General features: G+C 66.9%; 23 protein-coding genes, 1 tRNA gene and 1 riboswitch. Of the genes, 14 read left to right on the forward strand and 10 right to left on the reverse strand.

Features of this window, described 5'->3' with window-relative positions:
* Window positions 1-25: 25 nt before the first annotated feature.
* On the reverse strand, window positions 26-580 hold the full coding sequence (locus KIT86_RS10740; RefSeq protein WP_297398125.1) for a PAS and helix-turn-helix domain-containing protein: 555 nt from the start codon (window positions 578-580) through the stop codon (window positions 26-28).
* A 99-nt stretch (window positions 581-679) separates the two neighbouring features.
* On the opposite strand from KIT86_RS10740, the gene KIT86_RS10745 reads away from it, so the two are divergent.
* From KIT86_RS10745 to KIT86_RS10760, 4 genes are all read left to right on the forward strand, one after another.
* Window positions 680-1,387, forward strand: coding sequence for a CoA transferase subunit A (locus tag KIT86_RS10745; RefSeq protein WP_297398127.1), 708 nt, complete (start codon window positions 680-682; stop codon window positions 1,385-1,387).
* A 2-nt stretch (window positions 1,388-1,389) separates the two neighbouring features.
* On the forward strand, window positions 1,390-2,025 hold the full coding sequence (locus KIT86_RS10750) for a 3-oxoacid CoA-transferase subunit B (RefSeq protein WP_297398130.1): 636 nt from the start codon (window positions 1,390-1,392) through the stop codon (window positions 2,023-2,025).
* A gap of 26 nt (window positions 2,026-2,051) precedes the next feature.
* Window positions 2,052-2,224: riboswitch (yybP-ykoY riboswitch) on the forward strand.
* 6 nt (window positions 2,225-2,230) lie between these two features.
* Window positions 2,231-2,809 (forward strand): TMEM165/GDT1 family protein, encoded by a 579-nt coding sequence (locus KIT86_RS10755; protein ID WP_297398132.1) that lies wholly within the window; start codon window positions 2,231-2,233, stop codon window positions 2,807-2,809.
* Window positions 2,810-2,844: 35 nt separating this feature from the next.
* Window positions 2,845-2,918 (forward strand) — tRNA-Gly (locus KIT86_RS10760).
* A gap of 288 nt (window positions 2,919-3,206) precedes the next feature.
* On the opposite strand, the gene KIT86_RS10765 is transcribed toward KIT86_RS10760, so the two are convergent.
* Window positions 3,207-4,127, reverse strand: coding sequence for a LysR family transcriptional regulator (locus tag KIT86_RS10765; protein WP_297398134.1), 921 nt, complete (start codon window positions 4,125-4,127; stop codon window positions 3,207-3,209).
* A 97-nt stretch (window positions 4,128-4,224) separates the two neighbouring features.
* Between KIT86_RS10765 and KIT86_RS10770 the strand changes: the two genes are divergently transcribed.
* Entirely contained in the window at window positions 4,225-5,196 is a 972-nt protein-coding gene (locus KIT86_RS10770) for a tripartite tricarboxylate transporter substrate binding protein (RefSeq protein WP_297398136.1), read from the forward strand.
* Window positions 5,197-5,218: 22 nt separating this feature from the next.
* Window positions 5,219-6,376 carry a Xaa-Pro peptidase family protein gene (locus KIT86_RS10775; RefSeq protein WP_297398138.1) on the forward strand — a complete coding sequence of 386 codons (1,158 nt, stop codon included), beginning with the start codon at window positions 5,219-5,221 and terminating at the stop codon, window positions 6,374-6,376.
* 33 nt (window positions 6,377-6,409) lie between these two features.
* On the opposite strand, the gene KIT86_RS10780 is transcribed toward KIT86_RS10775, so the two are convergent.
* Both KIT86_RS10780 and KIT86_RS10785 read right to left on the reverse strand, forming a co-directional pair.
* Window positions 6,410-8,017 (reverse strand): gamma-glutamyltransferase family protein, encoded by a 1,608-nt coding sequence (locus tag KIT86_RS10780; RefSeq protein ID WP_297398140.1) that lies wholly within the window; start codon window positions 8,015-8,017, stop codon window positions 6,410-6,412.
* Window positions 8,018-8,042: 25 nt separating this feature from the next.
* On the reverse strand, window positions 8,043-9,533 hold the full coding sequence (locus tag KIT86_RS10785) for an NAD-dependent succinate-semialdehyde dehydrogenase (RefSeq protein WP_297398142.1): 1,491 nt from the start codon (window positions 9,531-9,533) through the stop codon (window positions 8,043-8,045).
* Between the two features lie 269 nt (window positions 9,534-9,802).
* Here KIT86_RS10785 and alaS point away from each other — a divergent pair, with 269 nt between their 5' ends.
* The 3 genes from alaS (at window position 9,803) to KIT86_RS10800 (ending at window position 14,218) form a co-directional block, all read left to right on the forward strand.
* A complete protein-coding gene (gene alaS, locus KIT86_RS10790; protein WP_297398144.1) occupies window positions 9,803-12,424 on the forward strand; it encodes an alanine--tRNA ligase in 2,622 nt (873 codons plus the stop codon).
* A complete protein-coding gene (locus KIT86_RS10795) occupies window positions 12,421-12,978 on the forward strand; it encodes a TlpA disulfide reductase family protein (RefSeq protein ID WP_297398146.1) in 558 nt (185 codons plus the stop codon). Before alaS ends, KIT86_RS10795 begins: the two co-directional genes overlap by 4 nt.
* A gap of 115 nt (window positions 12,979-13,093) precedes the next feature.
* On the forward strand, window positions 13,094-14,218 hold the full coding sequence (locus KIT86_RS10800) for a transglutaminase family protein (protein ID WP_297398148.1): 1,125 nt from the start codon (window positions 13,094-13,096) through the stop codon (window positions 14,216-14,218).
* Here the strand turns inward: KIT86_RS10800 and KIT86_RS10805 are convergent.
* From KIT86_RS10805 to KIT86_RS10825, 5 genes are all read right to left on the reverse strand, one after another.
* A complete protein-coding gene (locus KIT86_RS10805; protein WP_297398150.1) occupies window positions 14,208-15,161 on the reverse strand; it encodes a pseudouridine synthase in 954 nt (317 codons plus the stop codon). The two genes, KIT86_RS10800 and KIT86_RS10805, sit on opposite strands and share 11 nt — an antisense overlap.
* A 16-nt stretch (window positions 15,162-15,177) precedes the next feature.
* Window positions 15,178-15,906: a tRNA (guanosine(46)-N7)-methyltransferase TrmB gene (trmB, locus tag KIT86_RS10810; RefSeq protein ID WP_297398152.1), complete on the reverse strand. Its 729-nt coding sequence runs from the start codon at window positions 15,904-15,906 to the stop codon at window positions 15,178-15,180.
* Window positions 15,907-15,937: 31 nt separating this feature from the next.
* Entirely contained in the window at window positions 15,938-16,885 is a 948-nt protein-coding gene (gene gluQRS / locus KIT86_RS10815) for a tRNA glutamyl-Q(34) synthetase GluQRS (RefSeq protein ID WP_297398154.1), read from the reverse strand.
* 19 nt (window positions 16,886-16,904) lie between these two features.
* A complete protein-coding gene (locus KIT86_RS10820) occupies window positions 16,905-18,041 on the reverse strand; it encodes an NAD(P)/FAD-dependent oxidoreductase (RefSeq protein WP_297398156.1) in 1,137 nt (378 codons plus the stop codon).
* Between the two features lie 161 nt (window positions 18,042-18,202).
* Window positions 18,203-19,150 carry a LysR family transcriptional regulator gene (locus KIT86_RS10825; protein ID WP_297398158.1) on the reverse strand — a complete coding sequence of 316 codons (948 nt, stop codon included), beginning with the start codon at window positions 19,148-19,150 and terminating at the stop codon, window positions 18,203-18,205.
* A gap of 137 nt (window positions 19,151-19,287) precedes the next feature.
* On the opposite strand from KIT86_RS10825, the gene KIT86_RS10830 reads away from it, so the two are divergent.
* The 5 genes from KIT86_RS10830 to dnaE are packed head-to-tail and all read left to right on the forward strand — an operon-like array spanning window position 19,288 to window position 25,408.
* Window positions 19,288-19,989 (forward strand): pirin family protein, encoded by a 702-nt coding sequence (locus KIT86_RS10830; RefSeq protein WP_297398159.1) that lies wholly within the window; start codon window positions 19,288-19,290, stop codon window positions 19,987-19,989.
* Window positions 19,990-20,035: 46 nt separating this feature from the next.
* Entirely contained in the window at window positions 20,036-20,446 is a 411-nt protein-coding gene (locus KIT86_RS10835; protein WP_297398161.1) for a DoxX family protein, read from the forward strand.
* 58 nt (window positions 20,447-20,504) lie between these two features.
* Entirely contained in the window at window positions 20,505-21,059 is a 555-nt protein-coding gene (locus KIT86_RS10840) for a flavodoxin family protein (protein WP_297398163.1), read from the forward strand.
* Between the two features lie 31 nt (window positions 21,060-21,090).
* Window positions 21,091-21,804: a DUF599 domain-containing protein gene (locus KIT86_RS10845; protein ID WP_297398165.1), complete on the forward strand. Its 714-nt coding sequence runs from the start codon at window positions 21,091-21,093 to the stop codon at window positions 21,802-21,804.
* A 34-nt stretch (window positions 21,805-21,838) separates the two neighbouring features.
* Window positions 21,839-25,408 (forward strand): DNA polymerase III subunit alpha, encoded by a 3,570-nt coding sequence (dnaE, locus tag KIT86_RS10850; protein ID WP_297398167.1) that lies wholly within the window; start codon window positions 21,839-21,841, stop codon window positions 25,406-25,408.
* A 189-nt stretch (window positions 25,409-25,597) separates the two neighbouring features.
* Here the strand turns inward: dnaE and tolA are convergent.
* On the reverse strand, window positions 25,598-26,183 hold a 586-nt coding region (gene tolA, locus KIT86_RS10855; RefSeq protein ID WP_297398169.1), incomplete at its 5' end, for a cell envelope integrity protein TolA.

Consider the following 26,183-nt stretch of genomic DNA (forward strand, 5'->3'; position numbering starts at 1 on the left):
CGCGCCTCGCTGTGCCGCCGACACGCTAGCCGGCCAGCAGGCGCTGCATCAGGTCCGGTGTGCTGTGGGCCTGGTACTTGCGCATGAGCCGCGCGCGGTAGATTTCGACCGTGCGGTGGCTGATGTCCAGCGCCTTGCCGATCTGCTTGCTGGTCATGCCGTCCATGAGAAAGGCCGCCACCTCGCGCTCGCGCGGGGTGAGCTCCGCCTTCACGGTGCGGGTGGAGCTGAGGTCTTCAAAGCTCCAGATGCCGGCCGCGTGCGGCGCATCGCGGTTGAGTGCGCGACCCGTCACATGGCACCAGAAGGTCTCGCCCTGCCATTGACCCCCCACCCGCTTCATGATGCGGTTGTCTGAGTAAGTGCCGCTGCGGCCGAGCAGCGGCGCCATGCGTTCGCCGATCCGTTCGTACTCGTCGGCGCTGGGATAAAGGAGCTGGAAACTCTGGCCCACGAGCTGTTCGCGTGTCGCGCCGAACATGTCGCACAGCACCTGGTTGCAATCCACCATGATGCGCTGCCGGGACAAGGCCAGGCCCACGGGGGCCAGGTCGAAGGCGAGACGGTAGTCGATCTCCATGGGGCGTCGCTCAGGTGCGGGTTAGGCTTTACGAAATACTACGTATGTGGTTACGTAGTATCGTAGCGGCTTGCACGGTTCAACCCAGGAGACACCGACGTGAACAAGATTTTTCCGAACGCGGACGCCGCGCTCAAAGGCATCGTGGCCGATGGCCAGTTGCTCGCCGTGGGAGGCTTCGGTCTTTGCGGCATTCCCGAGGCCCTGATCGATGCGCTGCGCGACAGTGGCGTGAAGAACCTCACTGTGATCTCCAACAACGCCGGCGTCGACGGCTTCGGCCTGGGCAAGCTGCTGGAGACGCGCCAGATCAGCAAGATGATCTCGAGCTACGTCGGTGAGAACAAGGAGTTCGAACGCCAGTTCCTCGCGGGTGAACTGCAACTGGAATTCACGCCGCAAGGCACGCTGGCCGAGAAGCTGCGCGCTGGCGGTGCGGGCATCCCGGCCTTCTTCACCAAGACCGGTGTGGGCACCATGGTGGCCGAGGGCAAGGAGCTGCGCGAGTTCGACGGCGAGACCTACGTGATGGAGCGCGCACTGGTGCCCGACGTGGCCCTGGTGAAGGCGCACCGGGCCGACAAGTCCGGCAACCTGCAGTTCCGGCTGACGGCGCGCAACTTCAACCCCGCCGCGGCCATGGCCGGCAAGATCTGCGTGGTCGAGGTCGAGGAGATCGTCGAGACCGGCGCGATCGACCCCGATCAGGTGCACCTGCCCGGCATCTATGTGCACCGCATCGTGCACAACGCCAACCCCGAGAAGCGCATCGAGAAGCGCACCATCACCGAGAAAGCTGGAGCCTGATCATGCCCTGGACCCAAGACCAAATGGCCGCGCGCGCGGCGCAAGAACTCGAAGACGGTTTCTACGTGAACCTGGGCATCGGCATCCCGACGCTGGTGGCCAACCACACCGGCACCAAGGAAGTCTGGCTGCAGAGCGAGAACGGCATGCTGGGCATCGGCCCGTTCCCGACCGAAGACCAGGTTGACGCCGATCTGATCAATGCCGGCAAGCAGACCGTGACCACCCTGCCTGGCTCTAGCATCTTCGGCAGCCACGACAGCTTCGCGATGATCCGCGGCGGCAAGATCAACCTCTCCATCCTGGGCGCGATGCAGGTCAGCGAGAAGGGCGACCTGGCCAACTGGATGATCCCGGGCAAGATGGTCAAGGGCATGGGCGGCGCGATGGACCTCGTGGCCGGCGTCAAGCGCGTGATCGTCCTCATGGAGCACGTGGCGAAAAAGAAGGACGGCAGCGAGGACCTGAAGATCATTCCAGCCTGCACCCTGCCGCTGACCGGTGTGGGCGTGGTCGATCGCATCATCACCGACCTGGGCGTGATGGATGTGATGCCGCAAGGCCTCAAGCTGGTGGAGATGGCCCCTGGCGTCACGCGCGAGTTCATCCAGTCCAAGACCGGTGTCACGCTGATCTGATACCCCGGGCGGGTATACTCCCCACAGCACCCGTCATTGGGGAGTAGCCGCTCTGCGCCTTGCAGAGGTCTGCGTCAACACACTTGGCCCTCACGGCCATGGCGCAGACAGCTTCCAGCCTGGCAAGACCTTTGACCACACTGCCTCCGGTTGGGCCGGGGATGCCGTGTGGTCTTTGTTTTTTGCCGGCCCTCGGAGCATTCTTTTGGAAGCCTTCCTGATCTCGACAGGTATCGTCGCCCTCGCTGAAATGGGCGACAAGACCCAGTTGCTGTCCCTCGTCCTCGCCGCCCGCTTCAAACGCCCCTGGCCCATTGTCTGGGGCATCTTGTTCGCCACCTTGCTCAACCACGCCCTGGCGGGCGCCGCCGGCGCCTGGATCATGGCCGCCGTCGGCCCGAACGTGATGCGCTGGGTGCTGGGCGTCTCCTTCATCGCCATGGCCGGGTGGATGCTCATTCCCGACAAGCTGGACGACGAGGATGCCGTGCCCAAGCGGCAGATGGGCGTGTTTGTCGCGACGCTGTGGGCCTTTTTCCTGGCCGAGATGGGCGACAAGACGCAGATCGCCACCGTGGCGCTGGGTGCGCAGTACGAGCCGCTGGTCGCCGTGGTGATCGGCACCACCTTCGGCATGATGCTGGCCAACGCGCCGGTGGTGTTCTTTGGCGAGGCGATCACGCGGCGCGTGCCGATCAAGATCGTGCACGTCGTCGCCGCGCTGATCTTCGCGGTGCTGGGCGTGCTGGCCTTGTTGGGGGTGGGTGCGTCGATGACCGGCTGACCGGTCTCGCCGGGGCGCTAGAATGGCGACCTGCTGCGGGTGTAGTTCAATGGTAGAACGGCAGCTTCCCAAGCTTCATACGAGGGTTCGATTCCCTTCACCCGCTCCATCGTCTCGCCAGCGCTTGTTTGGCTTGCGACAGTGACACCAGGTTGAGCCTGTCACGCTTTTCCGCCACGAAAGTGGGGTGCCGCGTGCCGGGCTCTTTGTCTTTCTGTCGACGACGTGCCAGCGGTGTGTGTTTCGTCCGCCTGTGCTTCGGTGCACCCGGATGGTGGGAGAGGTGGTTGCGCTCAACAATGCCATGACCTGACGGCGATGGCGTCGTTTGTCTTCTTCGTGCGGTGAAGCCTCCGGGGAAGAAGGCGCGCGCGGCACGGCGTGCTTTGTTGGTCGTCTAGGCTTGTGCCTGCCCATGAGCGGCCAGCACCAGCCGCCGCAGAATGCGCGCCACCTCGCGTGACGCGCGGCTCAGCGGATGGTGGGTGGTGGTCTGCATCACCACGTACCGGGGCAGGCGCGGTTCGACGATCCTGCGGCTGGCGAACAGATTGTCGATGCCGGCCAGCCGCACCGAGTGCTGGCTCCACATGAGGTAGCACCGCTCGCGGGCGATGACAGCGCGCTGCGCCTCGATCGAATCGGCCTCCAGCACCACGTTCAATCGGATGCCCACGCGCCGCGCCACCTCTTCCATGCGCACGCGCAAGCCGTTGGGGGCGGCGGGCAGCACCAACGGCACCGAGGCCAATTCCCGGAACGGCATGAGCTCCGCGCCAGTGCCGATGGCGGGGTTGCCCACCACCACCATGTCCGAGACTGCCAGGACCTCCTGGCCGTCCCGCGTGGGCTTGCGGTACCGCGTGACCAGGGCAATGTCCACCCGGCCACTGGCCAGCCAATCCTCGTGCTGGACGCTGAAGCTCTCTTGCAGGCGCAGCACCACGCCCGGAAAGCGCCGCCGCACCTCGTCAAAAAGGTCGGGGGCCACATCGCGCATGTAAGCGGTGAGCAGAGCCACCGTCACCACCCCGGTGGGCGCGCGAGCCTGGTCCCGGATGTCTTCGGCAAATTGATCGGCGCCATCGACGAGGCTGCGCGCACGCACCATCGCCTGTTCGCCCACTTCAGTGAGTTGCACGCCCCGGCCGGTGCGGTGAAACAAGGTGGTTTGCAGGCTGTCCTCGAGGGCGCGCAGCGAGCGGCTGACGGACGGCTGGCTCAAACCCACGGCGAGCGCGGCCTGGGAAATGCTGCCGAGCTCGGCCACCTTGAGAAACAGCCGCAGCGAGTCGAGATCGGGTGAAGGCGTCGTCATGCGCGTAGCGTATATCAGCTAAAGGCGGATTGTCTTGGTGAATCCCGTGCCCGGTTTTATGGTCTCGCTTCCCGATAACTTCAACGAAAGGAGACGCATGAAACGCCGACTGTTCTGTGCCTTGCCCGTGCTGGCCGCGGGGCTGGCACCGCTGGCCGCCCACGCCAACGACTTCCCGAGCAAGCCCATTCGCATCGTCGTGCCCTATGCGGCAGGCGGCACCACCGACATGTTGGCGCGCGTCGTGGGCAAGCACATGGCCGACCACACGGGGCAGCCTGTGCTGGTCGAAAACCGACCCGGCGCCAACGGCATGCTAGGTTCCTCGGTGGTCGCCAAGTCGCCCGCCGACGGCTACACCATCGGCATTGCCACGCCGGGCAACCACGCCGCCAACGCCAGCCTGTACAAGGACGTTCCTTACGACACGGTGAAGGATTTCGCCGGGGTCTCGCTGGCGGTGAATGCGCCGATGGTGCTGGTGGCGCATCCCAGCCTGGGCGTGAAGACGGTGGCAGAGTTGATCGCCAAGGCGAAGGCCGCGCCCAACAGCATCGTCTATGCGTCTGGTGGCAGTGGTTCGTCCATGCACCTGGCGATGGAGTCGTTCGCCGGCATGGCCGGCATCCGCATGAACCACATCCCGTACAAGGGATCGGGCAACTCCTACGTGGACTTGCTGGCGGGCCGCGTCACGCTGCTCATGGACATCATTCCGCAAGCCCTGCCGCGCGTGCGCGCCGGGGAACTGATTGCACTGGGCACGGCGAGTCCGCAGCGGCTGCCCGAACTGCCCAATGTGCCCACCATCGACGAGGCCGGTGTCAAGGGCTACACCGCCGGCTCCTGGTATGGATTCGTCGGCCCCGCCGGCATTCCCGAAGCCACGATGACGCGCCTGAACCGGCTCGTCGTCAACGCACTGCGCGACCCCGAGATCACCCGCAAACTGCAGGAAGCGGGCTTGCAGATCGTCGCTGGCTCGCCGCAGCAGTTCCAGCGATTCATCGAGGCCGAGGTGAAGAAATCCGCCGAAATCATCCGCGCCGCCAACATCAAACCCGATTGATCCGACTCCAGTTCCCCACAGCATGAACCCCAACTTCTCTCCCATTGATTTCGCCGCCCGCCGTGCCCGTGTGGCCCAGTCCGTCAAGGCAGCCGGCTTCGACGCCTACGTGGGCACACGACAAGCCGCACTCCACTACTTCAGCGGCAGCTTCATGCCCTGGCGAGGTGCGGTCATCATCACCGCCCAGGGCGACTGCAAGTTCGTCTACTGGGCTTGGGACGCCAGCCGGGTGCGCGAAGAGGGGCACGACCTCGACCTCGAAAGCTTCACCTTCTCGGACTTCGTCAAGACGATTGGCCGCCGCCTCAAGGAGATGGGCCTTGGCCAGGGCCGCATCGGCATCGACCTGTCGCACCCCGGTGCTGCGCAGGTTGCGCCGGGCATGCTGACGGCCAGCGAATACCTGGAACTGCGGGACGAGTTGCCCGCTGCCCGCATCGAGAACGGCGTGCAGCTGATCGACGATGTGATGCTGATCAAGGAGCCGCAAGAAATCGAACGCCTTCGGTTCGCCGCGGGCGTGGCCGACATCGGGTTTGAAGCCGGGCGTGCGGCGGTGCGAACCGGGATCACCGAGAACGCGGTGGCGGGTGCGATCGAAAAGGCAATTCGAGACAACGGCAGCACCTGGGCCTGGGCCATCACGGGTGGCACCGAGGTCGGTTCCGGGGACCGCACAGGCTACCTGCATGGGGTGACGCAGCAGGCGTCGGAAAAAACCATCGAGAACAACGAGTTCGTGATTCTTGACCTGCACCCGATGATCGATCTCTACCTTGCCGACTCCTCGATCCCCGTGTTCATCGGCAAGCCCGATGCGCAACAGCGCAAGCTCATCGACTGCTGGGAGGAGGTGGTGGCGACCATGATCGACCGCATGCGTCCCGGCGAGCCGATTCCCGAAGTGGTGAAGAAGGGGCTGGCGGTGTTCGAGCGCCATGGCCTGAGCGACTACTGCCTGCCCACCTTCGGCCATGGCCTGGGCACTTGCGCGCGCACGCGCCCGTTCATCAACCTTCGCAGCGAAGACGTGGTGCAGCCGGGCATGGTCATGGCGCTGGGCACCCACCTGTACATGCCCAAGGTGGGTGGCATGCGGCTGGAGTTTCCACTGCTGGTGAACGAGGGTGGCGCCGAGGCGTTGATGAAGACGCCGCCGCGTGTGCATTTCGTGTAACGCCCCCCGGTTCGCGGTGGCGCAGCGAGGTACCTAGAACCCCACCGCCTGTCCATCGCGCCGCGCATCGCTGGCGGCGACGTAGCCGTCGGCGATGTCGTCGCTCAGCCGCGCAATGAACTGGCCGCTGCCGAAGTCGAGGTATGTGTCGGCGGTCGGCTCGAAGCGATGGCCCAGCGCCTTGAGGCCGTCGCGCAACGCGGGTGCCATGGTGGATTCGAAGTCCACGTCCAGGCCGCTGCCCCACTTCCAGCGCGGTGCGTCGCAGGCGGCCTGGGGCTGCTGGCCGTGCACCAGCATGCGCACCAGCGTCTGCACATGCCCTTGGGGTTGCATGTTGGCGCCCATCACGCCAAAGCTCATCACGCCCTGGCCCTCGCGCGTGAGGAAGCCGGGGATGATGGTGTGGAAGGGCCGCTTGCCCGGCGCGACCTGGTTGGGGTGCCCGTCCTGCATGGTGAAGCCATGGCCGCGGTTCTGCAGGCTGATGCCCCAGCCGGGCACCACCACGCCGCTGCCGAAGCCCAGGTAGTTGGACTGGATCAGGCTGACCATGCGGCCTTGCCCGTCGGCGGCGGTGAGGTAGACCGTGCCGCCGCGCGGCGGGTGGCCCGCGCCGGGATGGATGGCGCGCTTGGGATCGATGAGCCTGGCGCGCTCCCGCAGGTAGCCGGGGTCGAGCAGGTCGGCGGCAGTCACCTCGGTCATGAAGCGGTCGTCGGCGACCCACCGGTACGTGTCGGCGAAGGCGAGCTTGATGGCTTCGATCTGCAGGTGCTGGCCTTCGATGCTGTCCGGTCCGAAGCGGCCGATGTCGAGTTGCTCGAGCATCCCCAGCGCCATGAGCGCGGCAATGCCCTGGCCGTTGGGCGGCAGTTCGTGCACCGTGTGACCGGCAAACGCCATCTCGATCGGCTTGACCCATTGCACCTGGTGCGAGGCGAGGTCGCTGGCGCGAAGTTGCGCACCGTGCTCGCGCGAGAAGGCGTCGATCGCGTCGGCGATCTCGCCCCGGTAGAAAGCCTCGCCGCGCGTCTGCGCAATGCGCCGCAGCGAGCGGCCGGCTTCGGCAAAGCTGAAGCGCTCTCCCGGCATCGGGGCGCGGCCGCGCGGCATGAACGCTTGGGCGAAACCAGGCTTGTCCTGCAGCAGAGGCACGGCCAGCGCCCATTTGTGGGCGATGACGGGGGCCACCGCGAAGCCGCCTTCGGCCAGTTCGATGGCGGGTGCCATGAGATCGGCAAAGGGCAGGGCGCCGAAGCGCTCGGACAAGGCGGCCCAGCCGGCCACCGCGCCGGGAACGGTCACCGCGTCGAAGCCACGCAGCGGGATCTGGCCGTTGTGCTTGCGTTCGAAGTAGGCCTTGCTCCAGCCGGCAGGCGCCAGGCCCGAGGAATTCATGCCGTGCAGTTGCTGGCCGTCCCAGACGATCGCGAAGTTGTCGCTGCCCAGGCCGTTGGAGATCGGTTCCACCACGGTGAGGGCCGCCGCGGCCGCGATCGCGGCATCCACCGCATTGCCGCCTTTGAGCAGCATGCGCAGGCCGGCCTGCGCGGCCAGAGGCTGCGAGGTGGCGACCACGTTGCGCGCCATGAGCGGGCTGCGGATGGTTGGGTAGGGGTGGCTCCAGTCGAACTGCATGGGGTCGTTGTCTCTCAGGTGGAAATCACTTGAGGATATCGCCGACGCAGAGGTACTTGATTTCGACGTAGTCGTCGATGCCATGGTGCGAGCCTTCGCGGCCCAGGCCGGACTGTTTCACGCCACCAAAAGGCACGTGCTCGGTGGCGAGGATGCCGACGTTGACGCCCACCATTCCGTATTCCAGCGCCTCGCTCACGCGGTAGATGCGGCCCACGTCGCGGCTGTAGAAGTAGCTCGCCAGGCCAAACTCGGTGGCGTTGGCCGCGTCGATCGCTTCCTGCTCGGTGTGGAACTTGAACACCGGCGCAAAGGGGCCGAAGGTTTCTTCCTTCGCGCACAGCATGTCGGCGGTGGCGTCGGCCACCACTGTGGGCTCGAAGAACTGGCCGCTGCCCAGGCTGCTCAGGCGCTGGCCGCCGGCCACCACGCGGCCACCCTTGGCCACCGCATCGTCCACGTGGCGTTGCACCTTGACGAGGGCCGCCTCCTCGATCAGCGGGCCCTGGCTCACGCCTTCGCCAAAACCGTTGCCCACCTTGGCGGTCTTCACCTTGGCGGCGAACTTCTGCACGAAGGCGTCGTACACCCTGGCCTGCACGTAGAAGCGGTTGGTGCAGACGCAGGTTTGCCCGGCGTTGCGGTACTTGCTGGCGAAGGCGCCTTCCACTGCGCTGTCGATGTCGGCGTCGTCGAACACGATGAAGGGCGCATTGCCACCCAGTTCGAGCGACATCTTCTTGACCGTGGGCGCGCATTGAGCCATGAGGATGCGGCCCACCTCGGTGGAGCCGGTGAAGCTGATGTGGCGCACGACGTCGCTCGCGCACAGCACCTTGCCCACGGCGATGGACTGTTCGCTGTCGGCGGGAAGGATGTTGAACACCCCGGCCGGAATGCCGGCTCGGATGGCCAGTTCGGCGGCGGCCAGCGCGGTCAGCGGCGTGAGTTCAGCCGGCTTGATGATCACCGGGCAGCCGGCGGCCAGTGCGGGCGCCACCTTGCGCGTGATCATGGCGAGCGGGAAATTCCACGGCGTGATGGCCGCGCACACGCCGATGGGCTGCTTGAGCACCATCAGCCGGCGGTTGTTGTCGAAGGTGGGCAGGGTTTCGCCATTGACGCGCTTGGCTTCCTCGGCGAACCACTCCACGAAGCTCGCGCCGTAGGCGACCTCGCCCTTGGCTTCGGCCAGGGGCTTGCCCTGTTCGGCGGTCATGAGGGTGCCCAGGTCGTCCTGGTGGGCCATCAGCAGGTCGTACCACTTGCGAAGAATCTGGCTGCGCTCCTTGGCGGTCTTGGCCTTCCAGGCCGGCCAGGCGGCATGGGCGGCAGCGATCGCGGCTTCGGCGTCCTGCGGGCCCAGGTTGGCCACGTCGGCCAGCTTGTGGCCGGTGGCCGGGTCGAGCACGTCGAAACGGCTCGCGCCGGCAACCCACTGGCCGTTGATCAGGCCATCGGTCTTGAGCAGGGTCGGGTCTTTGAGCAGGGCCAGGGGGGAGGTCTTCATGTCCATGAGGGGTGGTCTCCGTAGGTGCGGTGCGCAGCAAAGGGTGGAGGGGGTATTTATTTAACTTGTTAAATGAATCGCCGCCGATTGTGCCGCCGAAAGGCGTTTGAGCATAGCCCCCGGTCTCTGGCGCGCCGGTGCCGCCCGCGACGCGGTGGCCCGATCCACCCGATTTCGCCGCCCGCGCGCCGGGGTCGGCCCGCATGTTGGAAAATAGCGGGTTCCGCGCGCGCGAGCGCTGCCCGCATTCAACGACGACCACCCACAAGGCCAACATGACCCGCCCCGCCTCCGTTGCCGACATCCGCAAGAGCTTCCTGGACTTTTTTGCTTCCAAAGGCCACACCGTGGTTGCGTCCAGCCCCCTGGTGCCCGGCAACGACCCGACGCTCATGTTCACCAATTCGGGCATGGTGCAGTTCAAGGACGTGTTCCTCGGCACCGACAAACGACCCTATGTGCGGGCAGCCTCGGTGCAGGCCTGCCTGCGCGCCGGCGGCAAGCACAACGACCTGGAGAATGTGGGCTACACCGCCCGCCACCACACTTTCTTCGAGATGCTGGGCAACTGGTCGTTTGGCGACTACTTCAAGCGCGAAAGCCTGAAATGGGCCTGGGAACTGCTGACCGAGGTCTACCAGCTGCCCAAGGAGCGCCTGCTGGCCACGGTGTACGAAGAGGACGACGAGGCCTACGACATCTGGACCAAGGAGATCGGCCTGCCGCCCGAGCGCGTCATCCGGATCGGCGACAACAAGGGCGGGCGCTACAAGTCCGACAACTTCTGGATGATGGCCGACACCGGTCCCTGCGGCCCCTGCAGCGAAATCTTCTACGACCACGGTCCCGAGATTCCGGGTGGCCCCCCCGGCAGTCCCGATGAAGACGGCGACCGCTTCATCGAGATCTGGAACAACGTGTTCATGCAGTTCAACATGGACGAGACCGGCGCCGTCACGCCCCTGCCCGCGCCCTGCGTGGACACCGGCATGGGCCTGGAGCGCCTGGCCGCGATCCTCCAGCACGTGCACAGCAACTACGAGATCGACATCTTCGACGCCCTCATCAAGGCCGCGGCGCGCGAGACGCACACCAGCGATCTGGGCAACCCCTCGCTCAAGGTGATTGCCGACCACATCCGCGCCACGGCCTTCCTGGTGAGCGATGGCGTGATCCCCAGCAACGAAGGCCGGGGCTATGTGCAGCGCCGCATCGTGCGCCGCGCCATCCGCCATGGCTACAAGCTGGGCCAGAAGACGCCGTTCTTCCACAAGCTCGTGCCCGACCTGGTGAAGCTGATGGGCGCGGCCTACCCGAACCTGGCGTGCCAGGAGCAGCGCATTACCGAGGTGCTCAAGGCCGAGGAAGAGCGCTTTTACGAAACGCTGGCCAACGGCATGGAAATCCTCGACGCGGCACTGGCCGGTGGCGAGAAGGTGCTGCCGGGCGACGTGGCCTTCAAGCTGCACGACACCTACGGCTTCCCGCTCGACCTGTCTGCCGATGTGTGCCGCGAGCGCGGCCTGTCGGTGGACGAAGCGGGCTTTCACGCCGCCATGGACAAGCAGAAGGCCCAGGCCCGTGCGGCCGGCAAGTTCAAGATGGACAAGGCGCTGGACTACAGCGGTGCGGGCAACCAGTTCGTGGGCTACGAGTCGCTCGAAGCGCCGGGCAAGATCGTGGCGCTCTACCTCGACGGCACCTCCGTGGCCGCGCTCAAGGCCGGCCAGAGCGGGGTGGTCGTTCTGGACAACACCCCCTTCTACGCCGAGAGCGGCGGCCAGGTGGGCGATGAGGGCGTGATCAGCAGCGGGTCGGCGCGGTTCGCGGTGGCCGACACCCAGAAGATCAAGGCCGACGTGTTCGGCCACCACGGCAGCGTGGAGCAGGGCACGCTCAACGTGGGGGACCACGTGAACGCACAGGTGAACACCACGGTGCGCGCGGCCACGGTGCGCAACCACAGCGCCACCCACCTGATGCACAAGGCCTTGCGCGAGGTGCTGGGCGAGCACGTGCAGCAGAAGGGCTCGCTGGTGAATGCCGAGCGCACGCGTTTCGACTTTGCGCACAACGCGCCGCTGACAGACGCGCAGATCCGTCAGATCGAAGCCAAGGTGAACGCCGAGATTCTCGACAACCATGCCACGCAGGCCCGGCTGATGGACATCGAGTCGGCGCAGAAGACCGGCGCGATGATGCTGTTCGGCGAAAAGTACGGCGAGACCGTGCGGGTGCTCGACATCGGCACCAGCCGCGAACTCTGCGGCGGCACGCACGTGCAGCGCACGGGCGACATCGGTCTGTTCAAGGTGGTCGCTGAAAGCGGCGTGGCCGCGGGCGTGCGGCGCATCGAGGCGATCACCGGCGCGAACGCGCTGGCCTACCTGCAGTCGCTGGAAGACACGGTGGCGCAGGCCGCAGGCGTGCTCAAGGCGCCCACGGCGGAACTCAACGCGCGCATCGGCCAGACGCTGGAACAGCTCAAGGCGCTGGAGAAGGAAGTGGCTGCTCTCAAGGGCAAGCTGGCATCCAGCCAGGGCGACGAGTTGATGGCGCAGGCGGTGGACGTCAAGGGCATCAAGGTGCTGGCCGCCGTGCTGAATGGCGCCGACGCGAAGACCCTGCGCGACACGCTGGACAAGCTCAAGGACAAGCTCAAGTCCGCTGCCATCGTGCTCGCCGCGGTGGACGGCGCCAAGGTGCAGCTGGCCGCTGGCGTCACCGCCGACAGCATGGGCAAGGTCAAGGCCGGTGAGCTGGTGAACTTTGTCGCACAGCAAGTGGGTGGCAAGGGCGGCGGCAAGCCCGACATGGCCATGGCCGGCGGCACCGATGCCAGCGGATTGCCCAAGGCGCTGCAGTCGGTGCAAGGCTGGGTGGCCGAGAGGCTGTGAAGCGCTTGAACCGCCGCGATTGCCTGGGCCAGCTCGGCGCCTGTGGCATGGCCGCGGTGCTGGCACCGGCGGTGGCCGGGGCGACGGAAAAGAAATCCGCGGCGCCCGCGTTCGAGCTCAGCGAATGGCCGCGTGGCACAGCCACGCCGGCGATGGCCACCCTGGACCTGCAGGGCCATCCGGTCCAGCTTTCGGACTTCAGGGGCCGGGCGGTGTTGCTCAACTTCTGGGCCAGTTGGTGCGAGCCTTGCCGCACCGAGATGCCCATGCTGCAGGACCTGCCTTCGCTGATCGGCGAGGACCGGATCGCGGTGATCGCACTCAACTTCAAGGAACCGCCGCAGCGCGTGCTGCGGTTCGTGCAGCAGACCCACCTCAGCCTGCCCGTATGGCTGGACCCGCTGGGTGAGCATGCCCGCGCCTGGGGCGTGCGCGTGTTCCCCACCACGGTGCTGATCGACCGCCAGGGTCGCGCGCGCCAGCGCGTGCGCGGCGAGGTCGACTGGAGCAGCCGGGAAGCGCTGGGCTGGGTGGATCGTTTGATCGCGCTGTGACCCCGCCCCCATAATCCCCTGCCTTGCGCAATCCCTTGTGCAAGGCCCTTTTGGCGATGCACTGCACCCTGTGTGTGTGGTTCCGCCCGTTGTCCACCACACCGGAGCTCTCTACATGACCCCCGATCGCCGCATCTTCCTGCAGCGCGCAGCCACGTCCGTGGCCGCCGCATCGCCCCTGTTCCACGCCGCCGGGGCCCTGGCCCAGGCAACCCCGGCATCGCTGCGCGAGTTCAACCCCCAGCCCGGCCCCTGGCGCACCTTCGATGTGACCACCCGCGTGGACATTGAGTTGCCCCGGGGCGCGACCCAGGTCTGGTTGCCGCTGCCCTCGGTCGAGAGCGACTGGCAACAATCGTTCACGAGTGACTTCCGCACCAACGGCACCGCGCGGCTGACCGAAGAGCGCCACTACGGTGCCCGCGTGCTGCACGTGACGTTTGCCGAAGGGGGCGCCACGCCGTACGTCGAACTCACCAGCCGCGTGCAGACACGCAACCGCGCGGCCGATCTCTCCCGGAAGACGGCCAGCACGGAAGACGCCGCCAGCCTGCGCTTCTGGACCCAGCCCACGGCCTTGTTGCCCACGGACGGCATCGTTCGCGAGATCGCGCTGAAGGCCACCCGCGGCGCGCGCACCGATGTGCAGAAGGCGCGCCAGATCTACGACTGGGTGGTGGCCAACACCTACCGCGAGCCCAAGGTGCGGGGCTGCGGCGAAGGCGACATCAAGACCATGCTGGAAACCGGCAACCTGGGGGGCAAATGCGCCGACCTGAACGCCATCTTTGTCGGGCTGTGCCGCTCGGCCGGCTTGCCGGCGCGCGATGTGTACGGCATCCGCCTGGCGCCATCGGCCTTCGGCTACAAGGAACTCAGTGGCAATTCCGCCAGCCTCAAGGGCGCACAGCACTGCCGTGCCGAGGTGCATCTGGCCGGCCACGGCTGGGTGGCGATGGACCCAGCCGACGTGGCCAAGGTCATGCGGCTGGAAACGCCGGAGTGGATCAAGACCACGCAGCACCCGGTGGTCACCCCGGTGAACCGCGCGCTGTTCGGTGGCTGGGAAGGCAACTGGATGGCCTGGAACATGGCCCACGACGTGAAGCTGCCGCAGGCGCAGGGCCCGCAGCTGGGCTTCTTCATGTACCCCGTGGGCGAAACCGGTGGGCAGCGCCTGGACTCCTACGCGCCGGACGACTTCAAGTACCAGATCACGGCGCGCGAGATCAAGGCCTGACTGCCGGCTGCGGCTCGGGCCAGCTCAGCGACTGCTGGCTCTCGAAGGCCCGTGCCTGGCCGGTCACCGGGTCGGTGAAGGCCATGGCCCGGGCCAGCAGGCGCAGCGGGTGGGCAAAATCCTCGGCCTCGTGTGGCCCTCGCTGCACGCGCGGATAAAACTGGTCCCCCACGATGGGCAGGCCCAGCGCGTTCATGTGCACCCGAAGCTGGTGCCGTTTGCCCGTCACGGGCTCCAGTTGGTAGCGGGACCAGGGGCCGCGCACCTCCAGCCGGTCCAGGTGCGTCTCGCTGTTGGGCTCGCCCGGGGTTTCGTGCATGCGGAAGAAGGCGTCGTGCGCCTCCTCGATACGGCTGCGGCGCACCTGGGGCCACGCCTGGGCCGCATCACCTGTGGGTGCGAGCGCCTCGTACACCTTGTGCACCGCGCGATCCCGGAACAGCGACTGGTAGGCGTCGCGGTCCTGCGGGCGCAGGCTGAACACCACCAGGCCGGCCGTTTCCCGGTCGATGCGGTGGATGGGGCTGAGCGTGTCGATGCCGAGCCGGTTCTTCAGCCGCACGAGCAGGCTTTGCTGCACGTAGCGCCCGCCGGGCGTGACGGGCAGGAAGTGCGGTTTGTCCGCCACCAGCAGATGCTCGTCCAGGTGCAGGATCGCTTCGTGGAAAGGCACCACGGTCTCGTGCTCGAGCTCGCGGTAGTAGTAGACGCGCGCGCCGGGGGTGAAGGCCGCGTCGGGCGCCAGCGGGCGCGCCATGTCGTCCAGCACCTCGCCACGCGCGAGGCGCTGCGCCCAGGCCTCGCGGCTCACGGCGCTCAGGCGCTCGGCCAGGAAGTCGATCAGTTGCGGCCAGGGCGCGGGCTTGTCGCAGGGCAGGGCGATGCAGCTGGCCGACACGCCTTGGCGCGAAGGGATGGCCGGGTTTTTCGGAGGGCGGCCCATGGTGGCCCGGCGTGCGTCAGATTCGGCGGAACACCAGGTCCCAGACGCCATGGCCCAGCTTGAGGCCGCGGTTCTCGAATTTGGTGAGGGGGCGGTAGCCGGGCTTGGGCACGAAGCCTTCACCGCCAGCTTCGGCCGTGTTGCTCAACAGGGATTCGGCCTGGAGCACCTCCAGCATCTGCTGGGCATAGGGCGCCCAGTCGGTGGCCAGGTGCAGGTAGCCGCCGGGTTTGAGATGGCGCGCCAGCCGGTTGACGAACGGCGCCTGGATCAGGCGGCGCTTGTGGTGGCGGCTCTTGTGCCAGGGGTCGGGAAAGAAGATGTGCACCCCGTCGAGGCTGGCTTCGCCCAGCATGTGGTCCAGCACCTCCACCGCGTCGTGGCGGAGGATGCGGATGTTCTCCAGGCCTTGCTCGCCGACGAGCTTGAGCAGGGCACCCACGCCGGGCTCGTGCACCTCGCAGCAAAGGAAGTTGTCCTGAGGGCGAACGGCGGCGATGTGCGCGGTGGCGCCGCCCATGCCGAAGCCGATCTCCATGATGAGCGGTGCGTCGCGCCCGAAGGCCGCGGCGGCGTCGAAGGCACCCGGGGCGTAGTTGAGCAGGAAACGGGGGCCGTGTTGCTCGAAGGCCCGTGCCTGGCCAGGGCCCATGCGCCCGGCGCGCAGCACGTAGCTCTTCACCTCTCTCAGGAAGGTGGTGTCGGCGGGAGCGGGGCGCGGTTGGGCGTGGCGGGGGTCGGTCATCGCAGGCGGTCGGTCGGGGGAGGGGTGGATTTTAGGCGGGCCACGCTTTGGTCCACGCTGCGAGCAGCTCGGCCACCGAGTCGAGCCCTGGCGCAGGGAGTCCGAGCGTCCGGGCGGCTCGCGACAGAGCCCGCCGGGGATCGCTCAGGTCCAGCGGTTGGGCGCCATTCTGTTTGCTGAGCTTTTCTCCGTTGTCGCCGAGCACCAGCGGGGTGTGCCAGTAGGCCGGCGTGGGCAGGGCCAATGCCTGTTGCAGCAGGATCTGGCGCGCCGTGTTGTCGGCCAGGTCCTCGCCTCGAACCACGTGCGTGATGCCCTGGGCCGCGTCGTCCACCACCACGGCGAGCTGGTAGGCCCAGAGGCCGTCGGCGCGCTTGAGCACGAAGTCGCCCACTTCGGCAGCCACGTCTTGCGCCTGCGGCCCGAGCCGGCGATCGGTCCAGTGAACCACGCTGCCCAGCGCGTCCACGGCGAAGCGCCAGGCCCGTGGCGCCTTGCCGCGCAGGCCACCGCGCCCGGGGCGGCAGGTGCCCGGGTAGACGGCACCCTGGTGGCGCTGTCGCACCACGCCTTGTGCCTCCAAGGCGGCCTCGATGTCCTTGCGCGAGCAGGCGCAGGGGTAGGCACGGCCCGCCGCGACCAATTGGTCAAGCGCCTTCTGGTAGAGGGTGCCGCGCCGCGACTGCCAGAGCACGGGCTCGTCGCTGACCAGGCCGCAGGCTTCCAGCTGCCGCAGGATGGTGTCGCCAGCGCCGGGCACGCAGCGCGGCGTGTCCACGTCTTCCATGCGCACGAGCCACACGCCGCCATGGGCGCGCGCGTCGAGCCAGCTCGCGAGCGCTGCCACCAGCGAGCCCGCATGCAGCGGCCCAGTGGGTGACGGCGCGAAACGGCCCCGGTAGGTGGCGCCCGCGCTGGGTGGCTGGCGCAGGTCGCTGCCCTCCAAGGGGGCGGAGGCGAACCGCTTGGCCAGCGTCATGAAGCGAGGCGGGGCGGCCTCAGGCCAGCGCGAGCGCCATTTCCAGGCCGGAGACGAAGGCGTCCTCGACCCGGTGGCCCAGACACCAGTCGCCGCAGGCGCCGATACCCAGCGCCTTGTCGAGCAGGTGGCTGCGGCCCAGGGGTGTCTGCGTCTGGGCATAGCGCCAGCGGTGCGCCACGGCGTGGGTGGGTGTGGCGCGGATGCCGGTGATCTCCGCGAAGCCCTTGAGCAGTTTGGCCTTGGCGCGCTCGGCGTCGTCTTCCAGGTGCTTGGTCGACCAGGCGGGGCTGGCCTGCACGGTCCAGCGTTCGATGGGATCGCGACCGGGCTTGCTGGATTCGCGCGCCAGCCAGCTGATGCGGTGGTGCGTGCTGCGGGCGGCGTTCCACTGCGGACCCAGGTGCGGTAGGCCGGGTTGCATGGCCTGCGGGTAGGCGACCATCAGCGTCCAGCAGGGCGCCACGTGCACCGGTGTGAGGGCCTTTCGCAGCTCAGGGGCAAGGCCGGAGGCCAGCAGCAGGTCGTGGATCTGCGGGTGCGGCATGGCCAGCACCACGCGGTCGAAGCCGCCCAGCACCTGTTGGCCGCCCTGGGTGTCCTCGGCGCGCAGTTGCCATTGTTCGGGATGCAGGGCGTCGCGCTCGATGCGAGTGACGCGGGTGTCGAGCAGCGCGCGGGCCAGCAGGTTGCCATGAAGCTCGGGGTGCGCCAGCGGCTGCGCCCAGAGGTTGACCAGCGCGCTCATGCCGGGCGAGGCCACGAAGTGCGGCTCGGTGGGAGGAGGGGCGCTGGCCAGCACGCGACCGAGTTCGTCCAGCACGCGCACGGTGCTGGCGCTCCAGGGGCGCACGACGGCGGTGGCGTTGCTGCGCAGCGCGGTCTCGAAACGCGCGTCGCGCACGGTGAAGTACTGGGCGCCGTGGTCGAACCCGCCGAACTCGGTGCGCCGGGTGGCCATGCGGCCGCCAAACCCACGGCTCTTTTCGAGCAGGGTGACCCGGTGACCTGCCTGGACCAGCGTGCGCGCGCACACGACGCCCGCCATGCCGCCGCCGATCACGGCGAAGTGCAGCGGCGTGGCCGCCGCGCCGCGGGCTTTGGTGCGGGTGTTCTTCGTGGCTGGGGCTGCGCGTGGGCTTCTGGTGTTCGTCATGTCTCTTGGCGCGTTGGATGATGGGGTGTGGCTGACTGTATCAGTTGCTTCAGAGAACTCGATGGCTTTCGGCCAGCTCATTCGCGCACCCTGCCATGCCAGCCCCGACGCCGCGCAACCGGCCTTCCCAGGCCGCAGGCGCAGGCAATGACGGGTGGCGCCTAGATCTGGTGGTGGTTGTTGAGCAGTGCGCTGCGGGTCTTGGGGTGCTGCAGGCGGTCCAGCCACCAGCGCAGCGCGCGGCCGGTGTCGCCCGCGCTGCGGGGCTGGCGCCAGGCGTAGGAGACACGCAGGGTGCGGTTGGGCCGCTGCACGGTCTTGACCACCAGGCGCCCCGCGTTGATGAAGGGCTGGGCGAGAGACAACGGCAGAAACCCACCGCCCAGGCCGCGCAGCTGCGCCTCGAGCTTGTGCTGCATGGTCGGCACGGTCAGCACGTCCTGGCCGGGCAGCAGGTTGTGCGTGACCCCACGTCCTCGCTGTGTGCTGTCGGCCACCGCCACGGCGCGGTGTTCGCGCAGCTCTTCGTCGCACAGGCTGTGCGTGGCCGCAGCCAGCGCGTGGTGCGGTGCGACCGCGTAGACGAACGACAGCGTGCCCATGGGTGCGGACTGGAACTCGGTGAGCGACATCTCGCTGGGCACGCCCAGGGCGAGGTCGGCCTGGCCACTCTGCAGGGCCTCGACCGTGCCGGACAAGGTCTCTGCCCGCAGTTTGAGCCGGGTGGGAGCGCCTTCGGCATAGAAGGCCTCGCAGAGCTCGAACAGCGTGGCGCGCGCAATGATGGCGTCAGCCGCAATGGTGAGCTGAGGTTCCCAGCCGGTGGCCACGCGCTTGACGCGCTGGGCCACGGCGTCGAGCTCGCTCAGGAGGTACTGGCCGGAACGCAGCAGCTCGGCGCCGGCGGGCGTGAGCACGGCGCGGCGCGCGCTGCGGTCGAACAGCAGCACGTCCAGCGCATCCTCGATCTGGCGGATGCGGTAGGTCAGGGCGCTGGGCACCATGCCGAGTTCGCGCGCGGCGGCTGCCATGCTGCCCAGGCGGGCGACGGCGTCGAGCAAGCCCAGGTTCTCAGGTGAAAGCGCGGCCCGGGGGCTGGAAGTGGCCATGATGTCGAGTCTCTATATTCAAACGATTTGAATGATGCCATCAAAATCATGCAGTGACAGAGCAGGTGGGCGCAGTCAGAATTCATCCCATGCCAGCCATTCAGGACGGCCCCACGGAAGATGGAAAGGAATTCACCATGCTTCAGATTCGACGCTCCGACGCTCGCGGCTATGCCGACCACGGCTGGCTCAAGAGCCACCACTCTTTCTCGTTCGCCGAGTATTTCGACCCCGCCTGGATGGGCTGGGGCAACCTGCGCGTGATCAACGAAGACCGCATCGCCCCTGGCACGGGCTTCGGCACGCACGGCCACCGCGACATGGAAATCATCAGCTACGTGTTGCAGGGCAACCTGGCGCACAAGGACAGCATGGGCAACGTCAAGGGCATTCCCCCGGGCGACGTGCAGCGCATGAGCGCGGGCAGTGGCGTTCGGCACAGCGAGTTCAACCACGCTCCCGACGAGACCACCCATTTTCTGCAGATCTGGATCGAACCCAATGTGACGGGCATCGAGCCGGGCTACGAGCAGAAGGGGTTTGCCGAGGCCGAGAAGCGCGGCCGACTGCGCCTGGTGGCCTCACCCGACGGGGCCGAGGGCTCGGTGACCATCCATGCCGACGCGGCCATGTACGCGGGCCTGCTCGACGGCCAGGAAGCGGCCGAGCTGGCGCTGGACCCGGCCCGCAAGGCCTATGTGCACCTGGTGCGTGGCAAGCTCGATGTGAACGGCCAACACCTCAAGGCGGGAGACGCCGCCGTGCTGGCCGGTGAGAGCCGACTCCAGCTCTCCAACGGCGATGATGCCGAGGTGCTCGTGTTTGATCTTGCTCCCTGACCGTTTTCCCCATTCTTTCAACTTTCTTTTTTTCAAGGACTTCACCATGAACGCTCTGCAAAATCCCCTGGCCCTGATCGGCCGCATCCTGCTGGCCATTCTTTTCGTGCCTGCGGGCTTCGGCAAGATCGCCGGCTTTGCCGGCACCGTCGGCTATGCCACGGCCATGGGCCTGCCGCTGCCGCAGGTGGGTGTGGCGATCGCCCTCGTGATCGAGCTGTTTGGCGGCCTGGCGCTGCTGCTCGGCTACCGCACCCGCGTCGCCGCGATCGCCTTGGCCGTGTTCACGCTGGTGGCGAGCTTCTTCTTCCACGCCTACTGGGCCGTGCCTGCCGAGCAGCAGATGATGCAGCAGCTGATGTTCTTCAAGAACATCGCCATCACCGGTGGCCTGCTTGCGTTCGCCGCCTTCGGTGCCGGTGCTTTCAGCGTGGACGCGCGCCGTCCCGCGGCCTGAGCTTCTTCGGTTTTCTCCTTCGCGGCGCCTGGGCGCCGCTTTTTTTCAGGAACACAAAATGTCCAAAATTGTCGTGGTCTATCACTCCGGTTACGGTCACACCCAGCGCATGGCGCAAGCGGTCGCCCAGGGCGCCGACGCTGAACTGCTCGCCATCGACGCCGAAGGCAACCTGCCCGACGGCGGCTGGGACACCCTCGATGCGGCCGATGCCATCATCATGGGTTCGCCCACCTACATGGGCAGCGTGAGCTGGCAGTTCAAGAAGTTCGCAGATGCCTCCAGCAAGCCCTGGTTTGCCCAGAAGTGGAAAGACAAGATCGCCGCTGGCTTCACCAACAGCGCCGGCATGAACGGCGACAAGCTCGCCACGCTGAACACGATGTTCACCCTGGCCATGCAGCACGGCATGATCTGGGTCAGCCAGGGCCTGATGCCCAGCAACACCAAGGGTGCGCAGCGCAACGACGTGAACTACCTCGTGAGCTACAGCGGTGCGATCGCCCAGTCGCCGTCCGACGCGGGTGCTCAGGACATGTTGCCCGGCGACCTGGAAACCGCCCGCTTGTTTGGTGAGCGCGTGGCCTCCGTGACCGCGAAATTCAGCCGTTGAGGCTGGGGAGGACGGCGTAATATCCGTCCGCATGAAGGTTCTCAGCATCATCCCCTGGGCAGACTGGCTGGCGCTGGTCTGCTTCCTGGCCTTGTGGGTCGGCTACGCCTGGTTTGCCCGAGAGTGGGGCCGCAGGATGGGCTCGCTCATCCACACCACCAACCGCTACCGCGGTTACTGGATGACGCAGACCACGGCTCGAGACCCGCGCATGCTCGACGGCCTCATCACGCAGACCCTGTCCAATACGCCGGCCTTTTTCTCGTCGACTTCCATCCTGGTCATTGGCGGCCTGTTCGCGCTGCTCGGTACCACCGACAAGGCCACGGAGCTGATGAGCGAGATTCCGTTCGCACAGACGACCACGCTGATCGTCTTCGAGTTCAAGATCCTGGTGATGGTGGCGATCTTCGTGTACGCCTTCTTCCGTTTTTCCTGGTGCATGAGGCAATACACCTTCGTGGCGCTGGTGATCGGCGCCATGCCGCCGGCAGAGGACTTCGAGGCTGGCAAGCACGACCGCCGGGCCTTCGCGGAGCGGGCCGCGGCCATGGTCGGCGCCGCGGCCGAAACCTTCAACGACGGCCTGCGCGCTTATTACTTTTCGTTCGCTGCGCTGGCCTGGTTCATCTCGCCGGTGGCCATGGTGGTCGCCACGCTGGCGGTGGTGGCGATTCTCTACAGCCGGGAGTTCCGCTCGGAAGTGCTGAGCATCCTCAAGGACGAAATGCCGCCGCCGACCTGAATGGACGGGGACCCGCGCCTTCTAAAATGGGGCGATGTTCACCCATCTGCGCCTGCACACCGAATTCTCCGTCGTCGACGGCACCAACCGCATTGACGACGTGGTGGCCGCGGCGGCGGCCGACGGCCAGCCCGCGCTGGCCATCACCGACCTGAGCAACCTCTTCGGCGCCGTCAAGTTCTACAAGGAAGCCCGCGGTGCGGGCGTCAAGCCCATCATCGGTGCCGAGGTGATGCTGCAAGGCTTCACGGAGGAAACGCCTGGTGCCATGCCGGGCAGCCACCAGGCTGCCGCGCCGCGTGCCCTGTTGCTGGTACAGGACCGTCAGGGCTACCTGAACCTCTGCGAGCTGCTGGCCCGCGCCTGGACGCGCAACGATGGCCGGGGGCAGGCCCTGGTGCAGCGCGACTGGCTGCAGGAGTGCCATGCGGGCTTGATACTGATCTCTGGCGCGCAGGCCGGCCCGGTGGGCCAGGCGCTGATGCAGGGCGATGCGCAACGCGCCGCCGATGTGGCGCTGCAGCTCTCCAGCATCTTCACGCACCGCTTCTACATCGAGTTGCAGCGCGCCGGGCGCGTGGACGACGAGCGCCACGTGGCGCAGGCGGTGCAATTGGCCGCTCGCCTGCACCTGCCGGTGGTCGCCACGCACCCGGTGCAGTTCCTGGAGGCGGATGACTACGAGGCGCACGAAGCCCGCGTGTGCATTGCCGAAGGCGAGATCCTTGGCAACAACCGGCGCGTTCGCCGCTTCACGCGCGAGCAGTATTTCAAGAGCACGGCGCAGATGCAGGCGCTGTTCGCCGATGTCCCCTCCGCGCTCGCCAATTCGGTGGAGATCGCCAAGCGCTGCAACCTCACGCTGGTGCTGGGCAAGCCGCAACTGCCCAACTTCCCCACGCCCCTGATCGATGGCGTGCCCATGCCGATGTCCGACTTCTTCCGGCAGTCGTCGTTCGAGGGCCTGGAGGAACGCCTGGCACACCTGTATCCGGACGCCGCGAAGCGCGACGCCGAGCGCCCGCGCTACGTGGAGCGCCTGGAGTTCGAGATCAACACCATCCTGAAGATGGGGTTCCCCGGCTACTTCCTGATCGTGGGCGACTTCATCAACTGGGCAAAGAACAACGGCTGTCCGGTCGGCCCGGGCCGCGGCTCGGGCGCCGGCTCGTTGGTGGCCTATGCGCTGAAGATCACCGACCTCGACCCGCTGCAATACAACCTGCTGTTCGAGCGCTTCCTGAACCCCGAGCGGGTGTCCATGCCCGACTTCGACATCGACTTCTGCCAGACCAACCGCGATCGCGTGATCGACTACGTGAAGGACAAGTATGGCAAGGAGGCGGTGAGCCAGATCGCCACCTTCGGCACGCTGGCCGCGCGAGCGGCCATCCGCGACGTCGGCCGCGTGCTCGATTTCTCCTATGGTTTCTGCGACGGCATTTCCAAGCTGATACCCAACAAGCCGGGCATGTCGGTCACGCTGCAGTACCCGCCCGCGCAGAAGAAAGAGGGCGACAAGAACAACTACGCGATCGAGATGGAGCCCGTGCTGGCCGAGCGGATCCAGAAGGAAGACGATGTCAAGACCCTGATCGAGTTGGCGCAGAAGCTCGAAGGCATGACGCGCAACATCGGCATGCACGCCGGGGGCGTGCTCATCGCGCCGGGCAAGCTCACCGACTTCTGCCCCTTGTATGCGCAGCCGGGCAGCGAATCGGCGGTGAGCCAGTACGACAAGGACGACGTGGAGGCCATTGGCCTGGTGAAGTTCGACTTTCTGGGGCTGGCCACGCTGACCATCCTGGAGATCGCGCGCGAGCTCATCATGAAGCGGCATCCGGGGCAGGAGAACTTCCGGTTCGAGGACGTGCCGCTGAACGACGCGCGCGTGTACGCGTTGTTCTCGCGCGGGCAGACCGAAGCGGTGTTCCAGTTTGAAAGCCGCGGCATGCAGGGCATGCTCAAGGATGCCAAGCCCTCGCGCCTGGAGGACCTGATCGCGCTCAACGCCCTCTACCGCCCGGGCCCGATGGACCTGATCCCCAGCTTCGTGAACCGCAAGCACGGACGTGAGGAGGTGGAGTACCCCCACCCGGCGGTGGCGGAGATGCTGTCGGAGACCTACGGGATCATGGTCTACCAGGAGCAGGTGATGCAGACCGCGCAGATCCTTGGAGGCTACTCGCTCGGTGGCGCCGACCTCTTGCGCCGCGCCATGGGCAAGAAGAAGGCCGAGGAGATGGCCGAGCACCGGGAGAAATTCCGGGCCGGTGCGCTCGCCACACACAACATTCCCCAGGACAAGGCCGACGAGGTTTTCGACCTGATGGAGAAATTCGCGGGCTACGGCTTCAACAAGTCGCACGCCGCTGCCTACTCGCTGCTCGCGTACCACACCGGCTGGCTCAAGGTGCACTACACCGCCGAGTTCTTCTGCGCCAACATGACGGTGGAAATGGACGACACCGACAAGCTCAAGGTGCTGTTTGAAGACGCGCAGAAGATGGGGATCAGCTTCGAGGCACCGGATGTGAACCGGGGCTTCCACCGCTTCGAGCCCATCACGAACAAGTCCATCCGGTATGGCCTGGGTGCCATCAAGGGAACGGGCCAGCAGGCCATCGAGGCCATCGTTGCCGCACGCGAAGGTCGGGGCGAAGGGCCGCGCGGCCATGAGAAAGGGCCGTTCAAGAGCTTGTTCGACTTCTGTGTGCGCGTGGACCGCACCCGCCTGAACAAGCGCACGGTGGAAGCGCTGATCAAAGCCGGTGCCTTCGATTCCCTGAACCTCAACCGCGCCGAGATGCTCGCTTCGGTGGACCGCGCCTTCGAGTTCGCCGCCGCCACCCTGGCCAATGCCAACCAGGGCGGGCTGTTCGACATGATGGGCGACGACGACCATGGTTCGAGCACGCAGGAGCCCGACTTGGTCGCCACGACGCCCTGGGGCATCAAGGAGCGCCTGACGCTGGAGAAGACGGCGATGGGCTTCTACTTCTCGGGCCACCTGTTCGACGAGGTGCAGCGCGAGGTGCGCCGCTTTGCGCGCACGCCGCTGGGCGATGTGGTGGAGAGCCGCGACCCCGTGATCCTCGCCGGCATCGTGACCGACTTCCGCGTGATCAATGGCCAGCGCGGCAAGCTGGCGCTGTTCAAACTGGATGACAAGACCGGCGTCTTCGAGACCAGCGCGGATGAGAACCTCATCAACCTGCATCGCAACCTGCTCAAGGATGACGAGCTCATCATCGTGCAGGCGGTGGCGCAGCCCGACCGCTTCTCCGGTGGCGTGCGGCTGAAGATCCAGCAGATCTGGGACCTGGCGGCGGCGCGCTGCCGTTTCGGCAAGTACCTGCGCGTGGCGGTGAACGGCACGGCGCCGGCGATTGCCGAGCTGGTGCGTGACTTCCCTCCCAAGCGGGAGGTGACCGAGCAGGGCGAACTGGTGCGAGGCCTGCCGGTGAGGCTGGCCTTGCTGCGCGAAGGCGCGCAGTGTGAGTTGCAGTTGGACGATCGGGCGCTGTTCTTTCCCACGGATGCCGCACTGGCAAGCTGGACGGCCCAGGCGCACGAGCAGCGCGCCGAGATTGTGTTTGATTAGGGGAGAATCCCCCCGCGCCGCTGCGCCGCTTCCCCCTGATGGCAGCCCTCGCCCGAGGCCCGGCAAAGCCGCTTCCTCGGCGTGTCTGCAAGCCTTTTGCGGCGGGAGTGCCTGCTTGCGAAGTGCCGCGTCAGCGGCTTGACCGGGAACGCAACGGACTGCTCCCTTCGGGGTGCCGCGCTGCGGGGCTCAGTCCAGCGGGCGCAGGCCGATCACCAGAGAAGACGGCACCGTGCCATTGGTGTCCTTGGGCAGGGTGCTGGTGCGGTCGATGGCGCGCAGCACGGCTTCGTCCCAGTCCGGGTTGCCGCTGCTCTTGACCAGCCGCCGCGAGACGATGCTGCCGTCGGGCGATGTGCGGACCTCGACCTCGGCGCGCGGGTTGCCCGGCGCCACATCGGTGAAGACCACGTTGGGCTTGATGCGCGCGGCCACGCGGCCGGCGTAACCCGGCGTCGGGCCGCTGGACTGCTGCGCTGTGCCGGTGCTCTGCGGGCCGCCGCTGGCGCCCGCCTGGCCCATCATGCGCTTGATCTGGTCTTCGCGGATCTGCGCCAGGCGTTTTTGCTCGGCGGCCTCCTTGCGCTCCTGCTCGCGCTTCTCGGCCGCGAGTTTCTGCTGGCGCTCCTTTTCGGCGGCCGCTTTCTCCGCGGCGGCCTTCTTCTCGGCGGCGGCTTTTTCAGCGGCCTTCGCGGCAGCGAGTTTCTTGGCCTCTTCCTCGCGTTCCTTCTTGTCGGCCTCGGCTTTTTTCTTGGCCTGGGCGGTGGCGATCTCG

The sequence above is a fragment of the Hydrogenophaga sp. genome (assembly GCF_026125825.1).
Classification (GTDB): domain Bacteria; phylum Pseudomonadota; class Gammaproteobacteria; order Burkholderiales; family Burkholderiaceae_C; genus Hydrogenophaga.